This window comes from Streptomyces sp. MBT65, assembly GCF_016612545.1.
Classification (GTDB): Bacteria; Actinomycetota; Actinomycetes; order Streptomycetales; family Streptomycetaceae; genus Streptomyces.
The window spans coordinates 1-16,436 of sequence record NZ_JAENRY010000008.1; the positions used below are offsets into that span (position 1 = coordinate 1).

Consider the following 16,436-nt stretch of genomic DNA (forward strand, 5'->3'; position numbering starts at 1 on the left):
GAGCCTGCGGTGAGCGACGGCCGGGGAGGGGCGGCGGGTGTTCGGAGCCCATCCCCTTCGGCCGACTCGGCGTGGCATCAGGGCTGTTCGCCGACCGCGCCGACGGGCGCGCCCAACTCGCGCCGGTGGAGCGCCTGTTCGTGGCCCGCGCCGAGGGACTCCCCCGCCGACGAACCGACCGACGCGGCATCACCGTGAACCCGACCCACAGGCCCACGGAGCACAACACACGGCCCGACAGCCCACCCCCGCCCCGGAGTTGACGATCCGCGTCGGAAATTCGCGCGCACGATCATGCCCGGACCGGGCAGGGTCCCCGCATGAGCTTCACGAACATGCCACCTTTCTTACCGGGCCTCGAACTCTCCCGCCGTTTCTACACGGAAGCCGTCCGCCCCCTCCTCGAGGAGACCGCCCCCGATCTCCCCCACTCCGCCGCGCGCATCGGCGGCGGCTCCGAGGTCCTCGGCTACGACACCCCGCGCTCGCGCGACCACGAGTGGGGCCCGCGGCTCCAGCTCTTCCTCCGCCCCCGGGACGTCCCCCGGCACGCGGGCCGGATCAGACACCACCTCGCCGAGCACCTCCCGAAGACCTTCCACGGCTATCCGACCCACTTCGCCGCCACCGGCGACGGCGACGTCCGCGTCATGCGCGCGACCGACGGCCCGGTCCACCACCGGGTCGAAGTCACCCACACCACGGCCTGGTTCACCGCGACCCTCGGCTTCGACCCGGCGCAGGGCATCACCCCGGCGGACTGGCTGACCACACCCGCCCAACTCCTCGCCGAAGTCACCGCGGGCGCCGTCTTCCACGACGGCCTGCACCAACTCGGCCCGCTGCGCCACACCTTGCGCTGGTATCCCCGCGACATCTGGCTGCACGTCATGGCCCGCCAGTGGCAGCGCATCGCCGAACGGGAAGCCTTCGTCGGCCGCTGCGGCGAGGTCGGCGACGAGCTGGGCTCCGCGATGATCGCGGCCCACCAGACCCGCCAGCTGATGCGCCTGTGCCTCCTCATGGACCGCCGCTACCCGCCGTACGACAAATGGCTGGGCAGTGCCTTCGCCCGCACGACCGCCGGTCACCGTCTCACCCCGGTCCTCACGGCCGCCCTCGCCGCCACGGACTGGCACACCCGCGAGAAGCATCTGGCCTACGCCTACGAAGCGGTGGCGGGCATCCACAACCAACTCGACCTGACCGACCGCGTCGACCCGGCCACCCGCCCGTACCACTCCAGACCGTTCCGGGTCCTGCACGCCGAACGCTTCACGAAGGCCCTGCTCGCCCGCGTCACGGACCCGGCACTCCGCGAACTTCCCGACGGCATACGGCAGTTCAGTCCGGACGAGGACTGAACTCGGCGTCGCTCAGCACGTGTTGGCGACGCGGGCACTCCGGCCGACGGCGGGCGGGGCGGCGATGGGGACGGCCGCGCCGCCGCGGACGCGCTGTCGGCGCCCGCCGTGGCCACGACGATGCGTTGGCCCTCGTCCTGGGGGACGCCCAGGGACTGCAGGTTGAGCTCCATGCGGCCGACGACCGGGTGGTGCATGCGATAGGCGGCGAGGGCCCACTTCCTGACCCCGTGCTCGGCCCACATCGTGGCGAACTCCTCGCTCCTCATGGTCAGTTCACCGATGAGCGAGGCCAGCCGGGGATCGTCGGGGTGCTGCCCGGCGGCGAGCCGGAGCTTGCCGACCACGTTCCTGGCCTTCTTCGGCCAGTCCACGAACAGGTCCCGGGTGTGCGCGTCCAGGAACACCAGCCGCGCCATGTTCGGCCGCCGGTCGGCCTGTTCGGGTATCCGCGCCTCCAAGTGCCCGGCGAACAGGGCGTGTCCGGCGCGGTTCCAGGCCAGTACGTCGCTACGGCGGCCGAGGACGATCGCGGGTGCGTCGCCGAACGCGGCGAGGAGTTGCCGGGTCGCCTCACCGGTCCGCTCCGGCGCGGGCCTGCGCCGGGTGGTGACGCGGCGCGCCGCGCCGGCCAGATCGTGCAGATGGGCACGCTCCACCTCGTCGAGACCGAGGGCACGGGCCAGCGCGTCCAGGACCTCGGGGGACGCGTTGAGCGAGCTGCCCTGTTCAAGCCGGGTGTAGTAGGACAGGCCCACTCCGGCGAGCCGCGCCAACTCGTCCCGACGCAGCCCGGGCACCCGACGCCGCTCTCCGTACTCCGGGATCCCCACATCCGCCGGCCGCAACTGGGCCCGACGCGTCCTGAGGAACTCCCGCAACCGCGGCTTCCTGTCCATGGCCCCGAGTATCCGCCGACGGAACACCGCACAGCCTGCCCCTGCCAAGGGCAGGCAACGCGGTGTCGACCTCGGCTCGACTCAACTCACCCGTGGACGGCGGGCGTTCGTGGCGGTCGCCTCACCTGCCGACCGCCGGACGACTGGACGGACCGGGCTGTTCCGGGACGACAGCCGACACTCCGGCCTCGTCCGCGGCGATCAGCGCGCTCGCGGTCAGCGACGTGCCGTCGTGGCCGGACGCGGCGGCCATCAGCCGGGCCGCCGACTCCGCCCCGGTCTCCGGCGGGATGATCAGCAGGTCCCAGCGTCCGGTGCCGTAGGAGAGCAGCAGCAGCTTGTGCGGGTCGAATTCGGTGAACCAGCCGGCCTTGACGACGTGACCGTCCACGGGAATCTTGTGGGGGATGTCCGGCCAGTACATCGCGTTGACGGCGACGCGGGTGATGCGGCCCCACAAGGGGTCCAACACGGCGGTCAGCGCGGGCAGTTCGCTCAGCAGATCCCGGGAGCGGGGCCACCAGGCACCGTCCAGGAGTCCGTGGGTGGCACCGTCGCTCTTCAGGGCGAGCCGGGCGGCCGGGGCCGCGACGGGCTCGGGCTGCGGCAGGGTGGACAGCAAGGTCGCCGACATGATGCGGACCCGTCTCCGGGCCGCCTCTACGGCAGCACGGGTTTCATCTCTCGCCGAGGACGACCCGGTGCGGAAGCCGGTGTGCGAAGTGCCCTCGGTACTGTCCACCGTACTCCGCGCTCCGCACGGCCCGGCTCGTTCGGGAGTGCGCGGAAGTGCGGTGGAGCAACCGAGGGCTCTTGACGTACGGTGTCCGGCCCCGGCGTCCTGCCCTCGCGTTTCCTCCCCCGGGGCAGCCCGTGACCCCGGCCGGGGCATTTCGGGGGGGGGAGGCGTCGCCTGGCTTGCGCCGTACGCTACGGGGCCCGGTCTGCCGTCGCACGGTCCGCGGGTATGTCCTGCCAGGCGTCCTGGGTGCTCGCGTACCGCGGGAAACGGTCCTGCAGACCGGCGGCCCGGAACACGAGACTCGCGCCTGGCCGGTCATGCACGACCCGCAGCCATCCGAGCCGCTCGCAGCACTCCTTCCACGCCGCGCACAGCGGATCCAGGACGCTGCCGTCCATGAACGTGACACCGCGCAGATCCACGATGAGAAGCAGCCGCCCGCTGCCGTGCCGGGCGTCCACCAGATCACGCGCGAAAGCGGGCGCGGTCGTCAGGTCCAACTCGCCGTCGGCCATGACCACACGCAATTCGTCGAACAGGTCGGAATGCGGGCCCATACGACCCAACTCCTCTGCCACCGGGGGGCTTTCGCCATGCGCAGGGCCTCTGTTGCGCGGAACGGCACGTACGGAGAGGGCCGGGGTCTGGGGCGGACCGTAGGACGACAGTACTGCCGCGGAGGGGTCGGCCCGCCGACTCTCGCCAGGTACGCCCGAGAGTGATCGAAGGTGTCGTTCCTGGTCGGTTCCTGCCGGAACCGAGGGCGAAGGTGCAAGAGAACGGCGCGGACCGGGGTCGGCCCGGGAGCCGGCCCTGGTCCAGGTCCAGGTCCTGTTCGGCTTCGGTTTCCCTCGTCGGCAGCCCCGCCCTGGCCGGTGTCGCGCGGGCGGACTCGGCGGCCCTGGTGACCTGCCTGGGTACCGCGCGGCAGAGCTACGGCCCCGCGGTCACTTCGGCCGACATCGCCGTCGACCACACCACCGACGTGAGCTGCCTCGTCGCCCCGCCCCTCGCCTCCACGACCGTGGACATCACCTGGAGCAACGGCCTGCACAGCACCGCCGCCGTCACGGTCGTGGTCACCCCCCGCACCACCGGAACCACCGTCTCCGGCCTCTGACCGCTCCGCAGTGCACTGAGGTCAGGCGGAGTCGTCGGCCTGTAGTTCCAGGTGGAGTTCGTAGCCGCCGTCGGTCGTCGGACCGGAGGTGATGGTGCCGCCGAGGAGTTCGGCGCGCTGGCGCAGGCCGACGAGACCGTGGTGGGCTCCGGGCAGCGGGAGTGCGGAGCGGGTGGCGGCGGTGTTGGTGATGGTGGTGCGCAGGGCGCCGTCCCGGTGGTGGATGCGGACGGTCGCGGTGGCGCCGGGGGCGTGTTTGCGGACGTTGGTGAGCGCCTCCTGGACCGTGCGGTAGACGGCGCGCTGGAGGGTGGGCGGGAGTCCGTCCGGCAGGTCCGTCTCCAGGTGGGTCTCGATGCCGCTGGCGTCGATCAGCTGGTGCAGATCGGCGAGGGACGGCTGGGGCGTGAGTTCGGTGGGACGGCTGCCGGCGGCGCGCAGGACGCCGACCATGTGCCGTAGCTCCTCCAGGGTCTGCACGCTCAGCCGGCGGATCGTGGCCCCGGCCGCTCGCGCCTCGGCGTCCGGGCTGCCGACCTGGAGTGCGCCGGCGGTCACGGCGATGAGGCTGACCTGGTGGGAGACCACGTCGTGCATCTCGCGGGCGAGTTGGGCCCGCTCCTTCGCCAACACGGCCTGGGCGCTGAGCAGTTGCTCCTGCTCACGGGCCTCCGAGATCTCGGCAAGCCGAAGCGTCAACTCCCGCCGCGCCTGGACGAGTTGACCGAGGAAGACCGGAGCGGCGGCCGTGGCGAGGGTGTAGGTGAGGTGGACCAGGCTGTAGGTCTCGTCGAGTTCGTCGACATCGAGGGACGTCCACGGCCAGGGCATGAAGTCGACGGTGGCGAAGGCCAGAGCGCAGACCGCGAGCAGCGCGCGGTGCCGGCAGAGCGAGGAGAGGGTGTACAGCGCGGCCATCGTGGCGAACGCCGCGTCGCCGATCAGGGCGGAGGGGAGCGTGAGGACGAAGGCCGGCAGCGGGCGGTGGCGGCGCAGCGTGAGGGCCAGGGCGGCGAGGAGGCCGTAGGCGGTGGCGGGGTGGTTGTCGCTGTCGAGGTTCACCCACAGGTCCAGCAGCGCGGCGCAGACCAGCAGCGCGTCCAGCAACAGGGCAGGCGGGCGGCGGGAGTTCGGCCGGGGATTCGGATGCGGGTTCATCGGTCGGCTCCGTCCTCGGGCGGCCTGAGCAGTCCGGCCCGTTCGGCGACCAGCGCGGCCTGCACCCGGTTGTCGACCCGCAACTTCTCCAGGACGACGCTGACATGGCCCTTGACGGTGCCGGTGCTCAGATGGAGCCGGTCGCCGATGTCGGTGTTGGAGAGGCCCTCGGCCATCAGCGCGAGGACGGCACGCTCGCGCCCGCTCAGCCGGTCGACGAGCCGGACGGCGTAGGGCTCGCGCCCGCCCTGGTCGAGGAAGCTGTCCACCACGGTGCGTATGACCTGAGACGACAGGACGGTTCCCCCCTCGGCCAAGGTGCGGATCAGATAGGGCAGTTGCTCGGGGTCGGTGTCCTTGAGGAGGAAACCCGCGGCGCCGGAACGCAGCGCCGCCTCGACGTACTCGTCGGTGTCGAACGTCGTCAGCATGGCCACCACGGGAGGGTCCGGCAGTCGGCGGAGTTCGGCCAGGACGGTCAGTCCGTCCACGTCGGGCATCCGGATGTCGAGCAGGACGACATCGGGGCTCAACTCCCGTACGGCCTGGAGGGCTTGGCCGCCGGGAACCGCCGCGACGGCTCCGATGCCGTCCGAGGCGTTGAGGATGTGGGTGAAGCCGGTGCGGACGAGAGCCTCGTCGTCGACCACCAGTACACGGATCATGCGCGCTCCGCTCCTCAACTGCCTTGCGCCGTAACTGCCCTGCGTCCGAGGGGTAGCACGCCGAACGGCGCCCGCGCCCCCGGAACCGGTTCGGCTCCGGTCCGTCGTCGACACGGACCGTCCGGTCGGCCGGTGCGGTTCCGGCCGGTCGGCGGACCCGCTCCGGAAGGTTGCCGGGTGTTCTGCTGCACGCGGCCCGCGAATCCTGAGGGCATGACACACGACGCATCGCCGGCCGCGCCGGCCGCCGCGTTACCCGAGCGGCAGCCGGTCCCCTTCGACGCTCCAACGACCGGACGGCTGATCGGTGTCGACCTGGCGCGCGGACTCGCCGTCCTCGGCATGTACTCCGCGCACGTCGGCCCCGACGTCACGGTCGGCGGACCCGTCGGCTTCCTGCTGGAGACCGCCCGAGGCCGCTCCTCCGCCCTGTTCGCCGTACTCGCCGGGTTCTCGCTGATCATCATCACCGGCCGCCCCCACCCCCGGACCGGCCGCGCCGGGCGCCGGGCGATGACCCGGGTCGCGATCCGCGCCGTAGTCCTGCTGACGCTCGGCTACGCGCTGACCGCCCTGGGCACCGAGGTCGACGTGATCCTCAGCTGCTACGGCCTGCTCTTCCTGACCGTGCTCCCACTGCACCGGCTACGCGCCGCCACGCTCGCGCTCATCGCCGCCACCGGAGCACTGGCCCTGCCCCAACTCCTCTACGCCGTACGGAAGTCCATCGAGGCGGGCACCTGGTCGGACGCCGTCATCCAGGCGGACCCGCTGGCCCGGATCAGCGGCACGGACGGGGTCGTAGAGCTGCTGTTCACCGGCGACTACCCGGCCCTGACCTGGGCGCCGTTCCTGATCGCGGGCATGGCGGTGGCCCGGCTCGACCTCACCCGGCCCGGGATCCGGACCCGGCTCGCCCTGACCGGCGGCGCGCTCGCCGTGCTCGGCTACGGCGGCTCCTGGCTGGCCCTGCGCCTCGTCCCGCACGCGCTGAGCGTCATCTCGGCGGCCACGGGCGGCAGTTCGGCGTCGTCGGCCTGGTGGTCCGACACGGTCGGCACGCCCGAGAACGGCACCCCGCTCGCCTGGCTCCTGGTGGCCGCCCCGCACAGCCAGACGACCTTCTCCGTCCTCGGCAACACGGGCGTCGCGTTCGTGGTGCTCGCCCTGTGCCTGACGGTCGCCGAGCGGACGCCCCGCCTCACCCGGTCACTGGCACCCGTCTCCGCGGTCGGCACGATGGCCCTGACCGTCTACGTCCTGCACATCGTCGCCCTCTGGCTCCTGACCGATGTCCGGTACGTGGCCGTCGTCGAGGACGAGACGATGGCCGGGCTGCCGGTGCTGCTCGCCTTTATCGCGACCGCGATGCTGCTGGCCACGGTGTGGAGGCGTCGCTTCAGGCGCGGGCCGCTGGAGTACCTGCTGCACAGGGCGACCCGGCCTGCGCGTCACGTCAGGTAGCTTCCGGCGGCGGCACCCGAATGTGGTGCGCGCGCCGGGTGCCGGGTGCCTGATCGAGGTTCGTCGGTCAGGCACCCGGACGGTCCCGGCCGACGGTCACTTCTTGACGACGGACTCCACCCAGCTGATGAAGTTCGTCGTCGCGGTGCCGGTGCGCTCGGCCATGGTGTGCGCCTGGGCCCACACGGTGGCGAAGTCGACGTCGCGGATGCCGTAGTTCCGCAGGGCCAACTGCAGGTTGATCTCAGTGGTGTTGGCCGTGTCGCCCTGCATGATGCCGGTGCGGATGCGCCAGTGCCGCGCCACCTTCGACCGCCGGTAGCCGGAGAAGGCGGGCGAGAGGAAGTACAGCGGGTTGTACGCCTCGGCCCGCCACGCCATGTCCTTGCCGACGCTGTCCTTCTTGGCGAAGTCGCTGTCGTACGCGGCGGCGCCGTAGGCGGAGTTCCAGTCGGAGTACGTGGCGTACGTCGTCTCGTTCGCCTTGACGACATCACGGGTGAGCGGCGCGAAGTGCGAGGGGACGCCCAGCCCCATCGCGAAGACGCTGTTCTCGCCCTGCCCGCGGGAGTACCCGTCGAACGCGCCGACCGGCTTGTTCGCGTTCTTCTGGCTGTTGACGAAGCCTTCGAGGCCGGAGACCGTGGCGGTGTTGGTCGTGGCGTCGTAAGTGACCCACGTGCTGCCGGAGTTGAGGTAGGCGATGTAGTCGGCGACCGTCTCGTACGTCGTCGAGGTCCCCGTCTGGCCCGATCCGGGCGGACCGCCCTGGGTGGTGATGGTGTACGGGAAGGTGTTGTCCGACAGGAAGTGGTTCAGCGAGGTGGTGATCACCTCGATCAGGTGGTCGTAGTAACTGCCCGCCAGATGAACGCCGTTGCCGGACTCGGTGAGCTCCAGACGCCTGCCGTGCTCGTCGCGCAGACCCAGGCGGTTGACGTACGCGGGCCAGGCCTTGGCGAGGTCCGCCGAGTAGGCGCTGGTCCACGTGGTGGACGCGCGCGTGCCGGTCGAGGCGAACTGGCCCATGTTCCACTCGTAGGACAGGTTGGCCTCGTGCAGGTTGGTGATCGGGCACCAGGCCATGACGCCGGCGACCGCGTCGCTGAGGGGGCGCCCCTGGGCGTCCTCCATCGCGGCGCCGATCGTGCGCAGGTAGGGGTGGTACAGGGGGCTGTCGCCGGACGTGCCCGCCACGGTGTCCTGGGCGCCGCCGCCGCTCATGCCGAACAGGACGATGTCGTCCGTACTGCCGGGCAGGACGCTCTCGTTGTACCGGAGGAAGCGGACCGCGGCCTTCAGGTCGGTCACGCCCCAGGGCGCAGCGTCGGAACGGGTGCTGGTCGAGCTGTCCCGGCCGCGCAGGCCCGGCCACACGTAGACGAGCCCGGCCGCGAGGTACTGGGACACGCTGCTGTAGCTGTACGACGTGGCCGGCGCCTGCTGGGCGTAGCCGGGGGTGTTGACCGGGATCACGATCGGCGCCGTGCGTCCCGAGTACTGCCCGACGGTGCCCTTCCGGTTGAGCTTCGCGGTGTACGTGGTCCCGTCGCTGTTCGCGGCGGCCGTCAGATAGGCGCCCGGGACGTAGATCGACAGGTTCTCGTAGTCCGCCGCGGCCGGGTTCGCGACGTACACCTTGCCGAGTTGGTAGTACACGTCGTTGGTCGCGTCGTACGACCAGGCGGTGGAATCGAACTCCAGCGAGTACGCCGAGGCCGAGCCCACCGAACTGCCCGACGCCCCGCCCGCCGACGAGGTACCGGCGAAAGCCGTGCCCGCCGCGCCCTCGGCGACTCCGAACGCGGTCATGGCCGCGACGCCCGTGGCACTCCGGATGACCGTTCTACGGTTGATGTCCACCCGTGGACCTCCTTGTACTGCTGGTTGCGTGGTCACAGCCGTACACACCCCACCGCGTTGGCGACTCCGCGCGGGCAGGTTGGGTTGTGCGGCTCGGTCGCGTCCCAGACTGTCGGTCGAGGCCCGGAATTGTTAACAATTTCGATGATAATTTTGTTAGAAGACTGACCGCGAGGTGTCTGCGTGGCACGGGAGGCCATGAAGGAGGAGGCGCGCGCTCGGCGCCGCCACCGCATCCACTGAACGAAAAAGCCGTCTGCCTCACTGATGCCGGCCGGACCTCTTCGACCGGCCCCCCATCACCACGTCATCCGGCCATGCCGGTGACAACTACCGGACCTCGGCACAACGGCGGCGGGACCCGCAATTGACCGAGTGGGTCACCATGCTCGTCGGCCTTCAGGGCAAGCTCGTCGTTGTCGCCGCACCGCCAGTCCGGTCGCGGCCGCCCCCAACCCCTGATCGGGGGTGGGGACGACCACGGGTGGTTCAGCGCGACTCAGCCGTCGCCGCGGTAGAAGGTGACGCTGTGGCAAGTTCCCTGACGTGCTTGACCCAGGCCGCCGAAACGCTCGCCGGGACCTTCGTCGTCAGGCCTCCGTCCTTGGTGAACGCGAGCCCCCGGTTGTACGCACCGCCGCCACACCCGTCGGACTGGCGCGAGAGCTTCACGTCGGTGGTGGCGTCGATGAGGGGGCTGTCGGTGCCCTTCCGGGTGACTCGGAAGCGGAGCTGGGAGGCGTCCGGGTCCACGTCGTCCGGCAGCGGGAGGTTCACCTTTGTGATCTCCTCCTCCTCCAGCTCGCCCTTCGCGCACTTGCCCCGCGTGCACAGCTCGTAGGAAGCGCCCGCGAGGCCGTCGTAGCCCTCGTGCAGGAACATCACACCGACACCGGACACGACGCCGACGCCGGCGCAGGGCGTCGGGCTGCCGCAGGCGGACACGGCCGCGAGCAGGGCGGACACGCCGACGAGCACGCGCAGTCGCATCACAGGCCTCACCATTTCTTGACACCTCCCGGAAGCGCCTTCTCGGCCAGCGCGATGTCGGCGAAGACTACGGTGCACTTGCCGTCCCAGGCATCGCTGCACTCGCCGTCGTCGGTGCGGGTAGCGCAACCCCCGGCCGAGATGGTCCCCTTCGCGTACACGGAGCCGTTCGACTTCACGGTGTAGACCGGGCCTCCGGAGTCCGCGCTGATCACGCAGCTCCCGGAGTTCTTCTGGGCCACGGTCATGTTCTGGGCGACCGTTCCGTCGCCGTACTTGACCCGCTTCTTCGTCTCGGTGACCTTCCAGCCACAGACCTCGGAGGAGCGGGCGCCTCCGGTGCAGAACTTCTCGCCCTTCTTCGAGCGCGTGGTCCACCGGTTCGCGACCCGCCTCAAAACGCTTTCCTTCTTGTAGATGCGCGCCGACACGTCGTACTTGTTGGCGATGACCTCGATCAGTGACAGGTCTCCTGAGTAGTAGTTCTGCCCCGAGAGCTTGGTCGAGCCCCTGCCGTTCCCCCAGTTGTCGTGGTCGACGAACCCCACGGTGACCGTGTTGTCGGCACCCGTTTTGTCCCAGCTGTTCATGTATCCGTCGGCATACGTGCAGTGCCCGGCACTGACGATGTACGGGTTGCCCCTGTACGTCCAGGCGAAGCCGGTGGTGCACGCCTTGATCTTGTTGGCCGCGTCACCGGCGGGCCAGTGGGACTCATAGCCGGCTCCCCCTTGAAGGGGTTCTTGTCGCTCCACCGGTCCGCCGTCGCCTCGAGCTGCGTGACCCCGGGGTTGACCCGGACCGTGACCGCGTCGGTGCCGTACCGCTGACCGAGCCGGTCCGCGAGGCCGTCGTCCTGAGCCGCGATCTCGACCACGACCTTGTTGGTCTCGGCGTCGACTTCCGCCGTGGCGAGAGCTGTGGCGCCGGTGATGTCGTCCTCGTCGAGGAGGAGGATCTCGTCGGCGATGGAGTCGAGTTCCGCCTGACTGTGGCTGACGACCTCGGTGGTGGGGACCACGGTGGCGTCGGTGGTCGTGATGGTGTCCGCCACGTCGCCCTTGGTCGTGGTGGTGCCGTCGGCGGCCTCCGTCGTGTCCTCCGTGGCGCCGCCGTCACTGCCCTGGCCGACGGGAACATCCGTCAGGGAGATGGCCGCCGTCGCGTCGGTCTTCGCGTCCGTGTCCGTGACGGGGGGCGACGATCTTGCCGGTGTCCTGGTCGAGGTAGGGCGGAGCGAGCTCGTCGGGTGACGTCTCGGCGCGCTCCTCGGCCGCCTCCAGGGCGTACGACTGCACCGTGGTCGGCGAGGACAGGCTGTCCAGGTCGGTTCCCTCGGTGGTGACCTCGACCCGGTTCAGCTGGACGGTGACGGAGTCCGAGGGTGCCGGTGAGTTGGCGCCCGTGAAGGTTGCCCGCAGCTGGAGGTCTCCGTCGTCGGTCAGAGCGCCGGCGTCCCAGGTGAGTTCCGGTGTGACGCCGCCGGTCAGGGCGACCGGCCAGGTGACCGCGCTGCTGTCGGAGCTCAGGGTGACGGCGGAGGCGGGGATGTCCGACCACGTGCCGCTCTCGCTGCGCCGGTACTGGAAGGTGGCACCCGTCAGGTCGGCGGGCCCGGCGGCTGTGAGGGTGACGGCGTGGCCGACCTCCTCGCCGTTGAGCGGTGCGGTGAGCCCGGCGCTGCCCACGTGGAAGGTGTAGCCGGTGGCGGCGGAGGTGTTGCCCGCCTTGTCGGTGGCGGTGACGGTCAGCTTGTGGCTGCCCTCGCTCGTCGGGGTCAGGTCGATCGCTGTCGCCGCTCCGGACGCGGTGACCGTGGTGGCCGTCGCCCCGTCGAGGGAGTAGGCGAAGCCGGCCAGGCCCTTGTCCGTGAACGTCAGCGTGAACTCCCCTGTGTCGCCCGCGTCGCCCGCCCAGGAGTCGTCGGGGAAGTCCGGCGAGGACACGGTGGGTGTTGCGGGCGCGGTGGTGTCGACGGTGACGCGGTAGTGGGCCGTGGGTCCCCAGGTCCCGGCGGAGTTGACCGCCCGCACGTGCAGGTACCAGGTGCCTTCCGTGAATGTGCCGCTGTAGCTCGCAGTGGTGCTGTCCGAGACGGTGTCCGGGACGGTGGTGGCGGTGGAGTCCACGATGCAGCTGTAACCGGACGCGGTGGCGGAGGTCGTCCAGGCGGCCTTGAAGCCGGTCGCCTTGTAGGCGGCGGACTGGTCGGGGTGGGTGGTGGACGTGACCGTCGGCAACAGCGCCAGTGTCGAGTCGACGGTGAACGCGTAATGGGCGGCGGAACCGGACCAGTTGCCGGCTTTGTCCTTGGCCCGCACGTGCAGGTACCGGGCGCCGTCGGCGCTCACCGTGGTGCTGTACGAGGCTGCGGCTTGGGTGCTGCTGGTGGCGGGCAGTGTCGAGCTGTTCTGATCGACGGGGCAAGGCCACTGGGCTGACGCACCCATGGAAACAAGGTTTTGGAATAGAAAAAGACCCAGGTCAGATGGTGTCCGACCTGGACCTTGACTGAGCCCCCTGTCGGATTCGAACCGACGACGCATTACAAGACCATGAGCGGTCATGCTCTCCAGTGCCGCGCCATGCTGCCGAGTGATGTTCAGCCTGATCAGAGCATGTACGGCCGGTTGTCCTGTGCCGCCTCGTTTCACGTCGTCCGAAGGCGACCGGCCACCGGGCGGCCACCGCGAGCGCAACTGTCGCGAGCACTGCCGCATTCCCGTACCCGCCACGTCAGTTGTGGCGGGCCCACAAGTCTCGGAGGATGCGCCCTCCGGCGCTCGGCCTACGAAACTTGCAGGGAAGCGTCATCGACCGTGACAGCAGCAGCTCCAAGTCTCCTTAGAGGGCGGTACGCGAGTTGATGTCCGGTTCGGGACTGCGGGTTGAGTGAGGTTGGCGGGTCGGGTGTTCGCGTCGGGGGGCAGGGGCCGAGCCGGTCGAACATGCCCGCCGATCCGGAGTGAGTCCGGGCGGCAAGCCCGTCGAGGCGTTGTGGCACCATCCCGGTTGTGGATGACCGTACGCATGATGTGGATTGGTCCGGCATATTCCATGCCGCGGGTCCCGCCGCCGACACGCCGCGGCATCTGGCCGCTCTCCTCGGCGACGATGCGCGGGCTTTCGTCGACGGGTATTCGCACCTGTGGTCGGCGACGCTTCGTCGCGAGGGGAAGGCCTGGCCTGCGACGGCGCCCACCGCTCTGCTTGTCGCCGAACTCCTGGACAATCCGCTGCTGGGGCCGGACGATCCCTCGCTGCGCGATGCCATGCTCGCCTATCTATACGAGGTCGGCGTCGCCGCCGACCTCGGCGACCGGGCTGTGCAGATCCGTGCGCAAGTCCAGGACTGCGAACCGGAGCTGCAGGGCTGGACTGCCGAATACCTGTCGGCCGATGCGGACGGCAGGGCCCGGAAATGGCAGGACGGCACGGGGCTGGGCGAACTCGTCCTCGATCAAGCGGCGCTTGCCTGCTTCGACCTGGTTCCCGAGCTCCTGCGGCGAGCACTGCCGTACCTCGCCTCGGAACGCGCCAGGCGCAGGACATGCGCCGCAGCAGCTGTCGGGTCACTGGCGCGGCATCCCGCAGCCGCCGCGCAGCGTCGGGAGCTGCTGAAACAGATGACGTCGATGGCCCAAGCTGCCGATTCCTCATACGACCTGGCGACGTTCTTGATCGCCATCGGCCACCTCGGCGGCGACACGCGGCCCTGGCTGACTGATCCGCATGCGGGCGTTCGGGTCTGTGCGGCCCTAACGCCCGGCCTTGCCGACGACGACACAGCGAACCAGGTGCTGATGGAACTGGCGCGGTCGCCGCAAACCTTCGGCAAGTCGTTCGGCGACATGGCTCCACCTTTTCAGCTCCAGTCCAAGTCGTACTGGGACCCGCTGACAGGACCGCGCGCGAGCTGATGCTCGGCGTCCACGAGGAGGCTACGGTCGCGGCAGGGTGAACAGCCCCTGCTCGATCTCGGCGAGGATTCCACGGTCGGCGAGCCGCTTGAGCTTCAGACGGACGTTGTTGATGTTGCTGGGCGCGATCTCCACGTCTATCGCTTCGCACACCGCCCGCGCCCGCAGCGGGGCATCGGCCGCGGCGAACACCGCCAGGATCTGCTGGTAGGCCGGATGGTCCGGCAGCTTTGGTGCCGGCGGCGCGGGCGGCTGCGGATCGGGCAGTTCCAGCAGCGTCTTGCGGGTGATCCGGACTTCCTCGGTGGCTCTGCAGAGTTCGTCCAGCCGTGCGGTCAGCTGCGCGATCTGCTCCCTCGTCGCGTCGGCTTGCGCGGTGATCTCCCGTTCCCGCTCCTCCAGCCGCACCAGCACCGCCCCGAGGGGCTGCTCTCCGCCGGTCATGTGCTGCGCCAGGCCGCAGTGGTGACCCCGGTCAGCCGGCGCAGTATCACCGCGGTCATCGCCCAGTACACCCGCGACTCCGAACTGCGCGGCAGGTGCTCGTAGTCGCGCACCAGCCCGCGGTGCAGCATCAAGATCCCGTAGGCGCGCTCCACGATCCACCGCTTGGGGATCGGCACGAACCCGGTCTGGCCCGGGTTGCGCCCGACGATCTCCACCTCGATGCCCACCGTCTGGCCGTGGGCGACGACGGCGTTCTTGAAGCCCTGGTCGACCAGGGCCTTCTGGACGATGTCGGTGTCGGCGGCGACCTTGTCCAGCAGCGCGATGCCGGCGGCGTTGTCGTGCACGGACGCGGCGAGCACCACCACCGCGATCACCAGGCCCAACACGTCAACGGCCAGGCCGCGCTTGCGCCCCGGCACTTTTTTTGCCGCATCACGCCCCGTCGACTCCGCGGGCACCCCGGCCGCGGCATGCACGCTCTGGGTGTCGAGCACCACCAGGCTCGGGTCCGCCTTCCGCCGCGCCTTCTCCCGCACCTGCCAGCGCAGCAGGTCGTGAATGGTCTGGTCGGTGCCGTCGTCGTGCCACTTAGTGAAGTAGTACATCACCGCGCCGCGCGGCGGCAGGTCGTGCGGAAGCAGGTCCCACTGACATCCGGTGCGGCCCTGTTAGAGGAGCGCGTTGACGATCTCCCGCATCTCGTACCGGCCCTGATGGCCGCTCACCGAGCGGTGCGCGGCCTTCCACGCTGCGATCACCGGCTCAACCAGCGCCCACTGCTCGTCGGACAGGTCGGTCTTGTAGGGCTTGCGCTCGCTCACAGCATTCAGCCCAGCACGCCCGAGCCCGCCGACCGGCCGGGATACCGCAGCACCACACAATCAGGTGACGACAAATCACCTACCAACTCGCATACCACCCTCTCAGGCCGAGGTTGGGAAAGGCCCACTCGCTCCGCTTCGCCAGACCGTAGCCGCTACTCCTCGGAGGCATAGTCCCTGAGGGCGAAATCAGATTTCCGACACGTCACATCTCGGCCGTTCTGCGGAGTCGGCAGTGAGGCAACATCCATCGCCGCCGATTTGTGCGGCCTCGCGCGGAATAAGAATCGCGTGCGCACGGGAGTGATTTGACGCTGTCGCCAGCAGGACGGCCGCGAAAGTAGTCGGATCGATTCCGTCGAACAGCTCTTCCGGCCCGAAGGGATCTTGCTCCAGGAGTTGTCGGGTGGCGCTCTCGGCCGGTCAGCGACGCTTCGCCTTCTTCCTAACCCGGTCGATCAACTTGGCGTCGAAGTAGGCAAATCGCTCCTGGTCGTTGTCCACTCCTTCGAGAATGTAGCGAGCCAACATCGCATGACCGGTCGCGTACTCCTGGTAGAGCGTCCAAATGCCCTCGCGGGCCGCGATCTGACAGTCGATGTCGATTTCAGGCGCACCGGCCTCCGCCTCGGTCCAGTGGGACTCCCCCGCAACACATGCAAGAAGGTGTTCGAGCAGTTCCAGACGCACAGGCTCGGAAAGGTCCTCCTGCAAGGCAGCAATGATCATCGAAGTTACGGGGACCGCCACTTCGAACAGGAGCGACTGGATGTTGATATGCCCCTCAAGCGTGGCTTCCGCGATCTCGCTCGGTGTACCAGCCTCCAGTAGCCTGGCGAACGTCTCGGGTATGTGGGCACCCGTCTTGCTGCACCCGCACCGCAGGGACGACCAGTCAACGCGCTCGGCCTGGATCAAAGACGGCCTGTTACTCACGCGTGCCCCCCGGGGACTACTTTCCTCACCGTGACGCTGTGGAG

Annotated in this window: 16 protein-coding genes and 2 pseudogenes; 5 read left to right on the forward strand and 13 right to left on the reverse strand. The window is 69.7% G+C overall.

All coding sequences use genetic code 11. The annotated features are described in order from the left end of the window. Both JHN63_RS52365 and JHN63_RS03745 read left to right on the forward strand, forming a co-directional pair. Positions 1 to 263: hypothetical protein (locus tag JHN63_RS52365; RefSeq protein WP_234476098.1), on the forward strand; the 263-nt coding region annotated here is incomplete at its 5' end. 72 nt (positions 264 to 335) lie between these two features. Beyond that, positions 336 to 1,364 carry a DUF4037 domain-containing protein gene (locus JHN63_RS03745; RefSeq protein ID WP_200677264.1) on the forward strand — a complete coding sequence of 343 codons (1,029 nt, stop codon included), beginning with the start codon at positions 336 to 338 and terminating at the stop codon, positions 1,362 to 1,364. 17 nt (positions 1,365 to 1,381) lie between these two features. Here JHN63_RS03745 and JHN63_RS03750 read toward each other — a convergent pair. From JHN63_RS03750 to JHN63_RS03760, 3 genes and pseudogenes are all read right to left on the reverse strand, one after another. Beyond that, a pseudogene (locus JHN63_RS03750) lies at positions 1,382 to 2,263 on the reverse strand (helix-turn-helix transcriptional regulator); the annotation flags it as partial. Positions 2,264 to 2,384: 121 nt separating this feature from the next. Next, a complete protein-coding gene (locus tag JHN63_RS03755) occupies positions 2,385 to 2,897 on the reverse strand; it encodes a DUF5994 family protein (protein WP_234476099.1) in 513 nt (170 codons plus the stop codon). Between the two features lie 296 nt (positions 2,898 to 3,193). Continuing rightward, the gene (locus JHN63_RS03760) at positions 3,194 to 3,562 is read right to left on the reverse strand and encodes an STAS domain-containing protein (RefSeq protein ID WP_200677221.1); all 369 of its coding nucleotides are present in this window, start codon (positions 3,560 to 3,562) and stop codon (positions 3,194 to 3,196) included. A gap of 347 nt (positions 3,563 to 3,909) precedes the next feature. On the opposite strand from JHN63_RS03760, the gene JHN63_RS03765 reads away from it, so the two are divergent. Next, complete coding sequence (locus JHN63_RS03765; RefSeq protein ID WP_200677222.1) at positions 3,910 to 4,125, forward strand: hypothetical protein; 216 nt, start codon at positions 3,910 to 3,912, stop codon at positions 4,123 to 4,125. Positions 4,126 to 4,146: 21 nt separating this feature from the next. On the opposite strand, the gene JHN63_RS03770 is transcribed toward JHN63_RS03765, so the two are convergent. Both JHN63_RS03770 and JHN63_RS03775 read right to left on the reverse strand, forming a co-directional pair. After that, complete coding sequence (locus tag JHN63_RS03770) at positions 4,147 to 5,283, reverse strand: sensor histidine kinase (RefSeq protein WP_200677223.1); 1,137 nt, start codon at positions 5,281 to 5,283, stop codon at positions 4,147 to 4,149. Next, positions 5,280 to 5,948 (reverse strand): response regulator transcription factor, encoded by a 669-nt coding sequence (locus JHN63_RS03775; protein WP_200677224.1) that lies wholly within the window; start codon positions 5,946 to 5,948, stop codon positions 5,280 to 5,282. Before JHN63_RS03775 ends, JHN63_RS03770 begins: the two co-directional genes overlap by 4 nt. Before the next feature lie 213 nt (positions 5,949 to 6,161). Between JHN63_RS03775 and JHN63_RS03780 the strand changes: the two genes are divergently transcribed. Beyond that, positions 6,162 to 7,412 carry a DUF418 domain-containing protein gene (locus tag JHN63_RS03780; protein ID WP_200677225.1) on the forward strand — a complete coding sequence of 417 codons (1,251 nt, stop codon included), beginning with the start codon at positions 6,162 to 6,164 and terminating at the stop codon, positions 7,410 to 7,412. Between the two features lie 96 nt (positions 7,413 to 7,508). Here JHN63_RS03780 and JHN63_RS03785 read toward each other — a convergent pair whose 3' ends face one another. From JHN63_RS03785 to JHN63_RS03805, 5 genes are all read right to left on the reverse strand, one after another. Further along, complete coding sequence (locus tag JHN63_RS03785) at positions 7,509 to 9,275, reverse strand: esterase (protein WP_200677226.1); 1,767 nt, start codon at positions 9,273 to 9,275, stop codon at positions 7,509 to 7,511. A gap of 489 nt (positions 9,276 to 9,764) precedes the next feature. Continuing rightward, a complete protein-coding gene (locus tag JHN63_RS03790) occupies positions 9,765 to 10,265 on the reverse strand; it encodes a hypothetical protein (RefSeq protein WP_234476100.1) in 501 nt (166 codons plus the stop codon). 8 nt (positions 10,266 to 10,273) lie between these two features. Continuing rightward, the gene (locus tag JHN63_RS03795) at positions 10,274 to 10,855 is read right to left on the reverse strand and encodes a hypothetical protein (RefSeq protein ID WP_200677228.1); all 582 of its coding nucleotides are present in this window, start codon (positions 10,853 to 10,855) and stop codon (positions 10,274 to 10,276) included. Beyond that, positions 10,852 to 11,319, reverse strand: a complete 468-nt coding sequence (locus JHN63_RS03800) for a hypothetical protein (RefSeq protein ID WP_200677229.1) — start codon at positions 11,317 to 11,319, stop codon at positions 10,852 to 10,854. The genes JHN63_RS03795 and JHN63_RS03800 overlap by 4 nt, the downstream gene beginning before the upstream one ends. 61 nt (positions 11,320 to 11,380) lie before the next feature. Then, positions 11,381 to 12,715 (reverse strand): hypothetical protein, encoded by a 1,335-nt coding sequence (locus JHN63_RS03805; protein WP_200677230.1) that lies wholly within the window; start codon positions 12,713 to 12,715, stop codon positions 11,381 to 11,383. Positions 12,716 to 13,279: 564 nt separating this feature from the next. Between JHN63_RS03805 and JHN63_RS03810 the strand changes: the two genes are divergently transcribed. After that, complete coding sequence (locus tag JHN63_RS03810; protein ID WP_200677231.1) at positions 13,280 to 14,185, forward strand: hypothetical protein; 906 nt, start codon at positions 13,280 to 13,282, stop codon at positions 14,183 to 14,185. 21 nt (positions 14,186 to 14,206) lie between these two features. On the opposite strand, the gene JHN63_RS03815 is transcribed toward JHN63_RS03810, so the two are convergent. The 3 genes and pseudogenes from JHN63_RS03815 to JHN63_RS03825 all read right to left on the reverse strand — a co-directional run bounded on the left by JHN63_RS03815 (position 14,207) and on the right by JHN63_RS03825 (position 16,392). Then, positions 14,207 to 14,629, reverse strand: coding sequence for a hypothetical protein (locus JHN63_RS03815; protein WP_200677232.1), 423 nt, complete (start codon positions 14,627 to 14,629; stop codon positions 14,207 to 14,209). Further along, positions 14,626 to 15,456 (reverse strand): annotated as a pseudogene (locus JHN63_RS03820) (IS5 family transposase). Before JHN63_RS03820 ends, JHN63_RS03815 begins: the two are co-directional and overlap by 4 nt. Before the next feature lie 423 nt (positions 15,457 to 15,879). After that, positions 15,880 to 16,392: a hypothetical protein gene (locus JHN63_RS03825; RefSeq protein ID WP_200677233.1), complete on the reverse strand. Its 513-nt coding sequence runs from the start codon at positions 16,390 to 16,392 to the stop codon at positions 15,880 to 15,882. Positions 16,393 to 16,436: the final 44 nt, after the last annotated feature.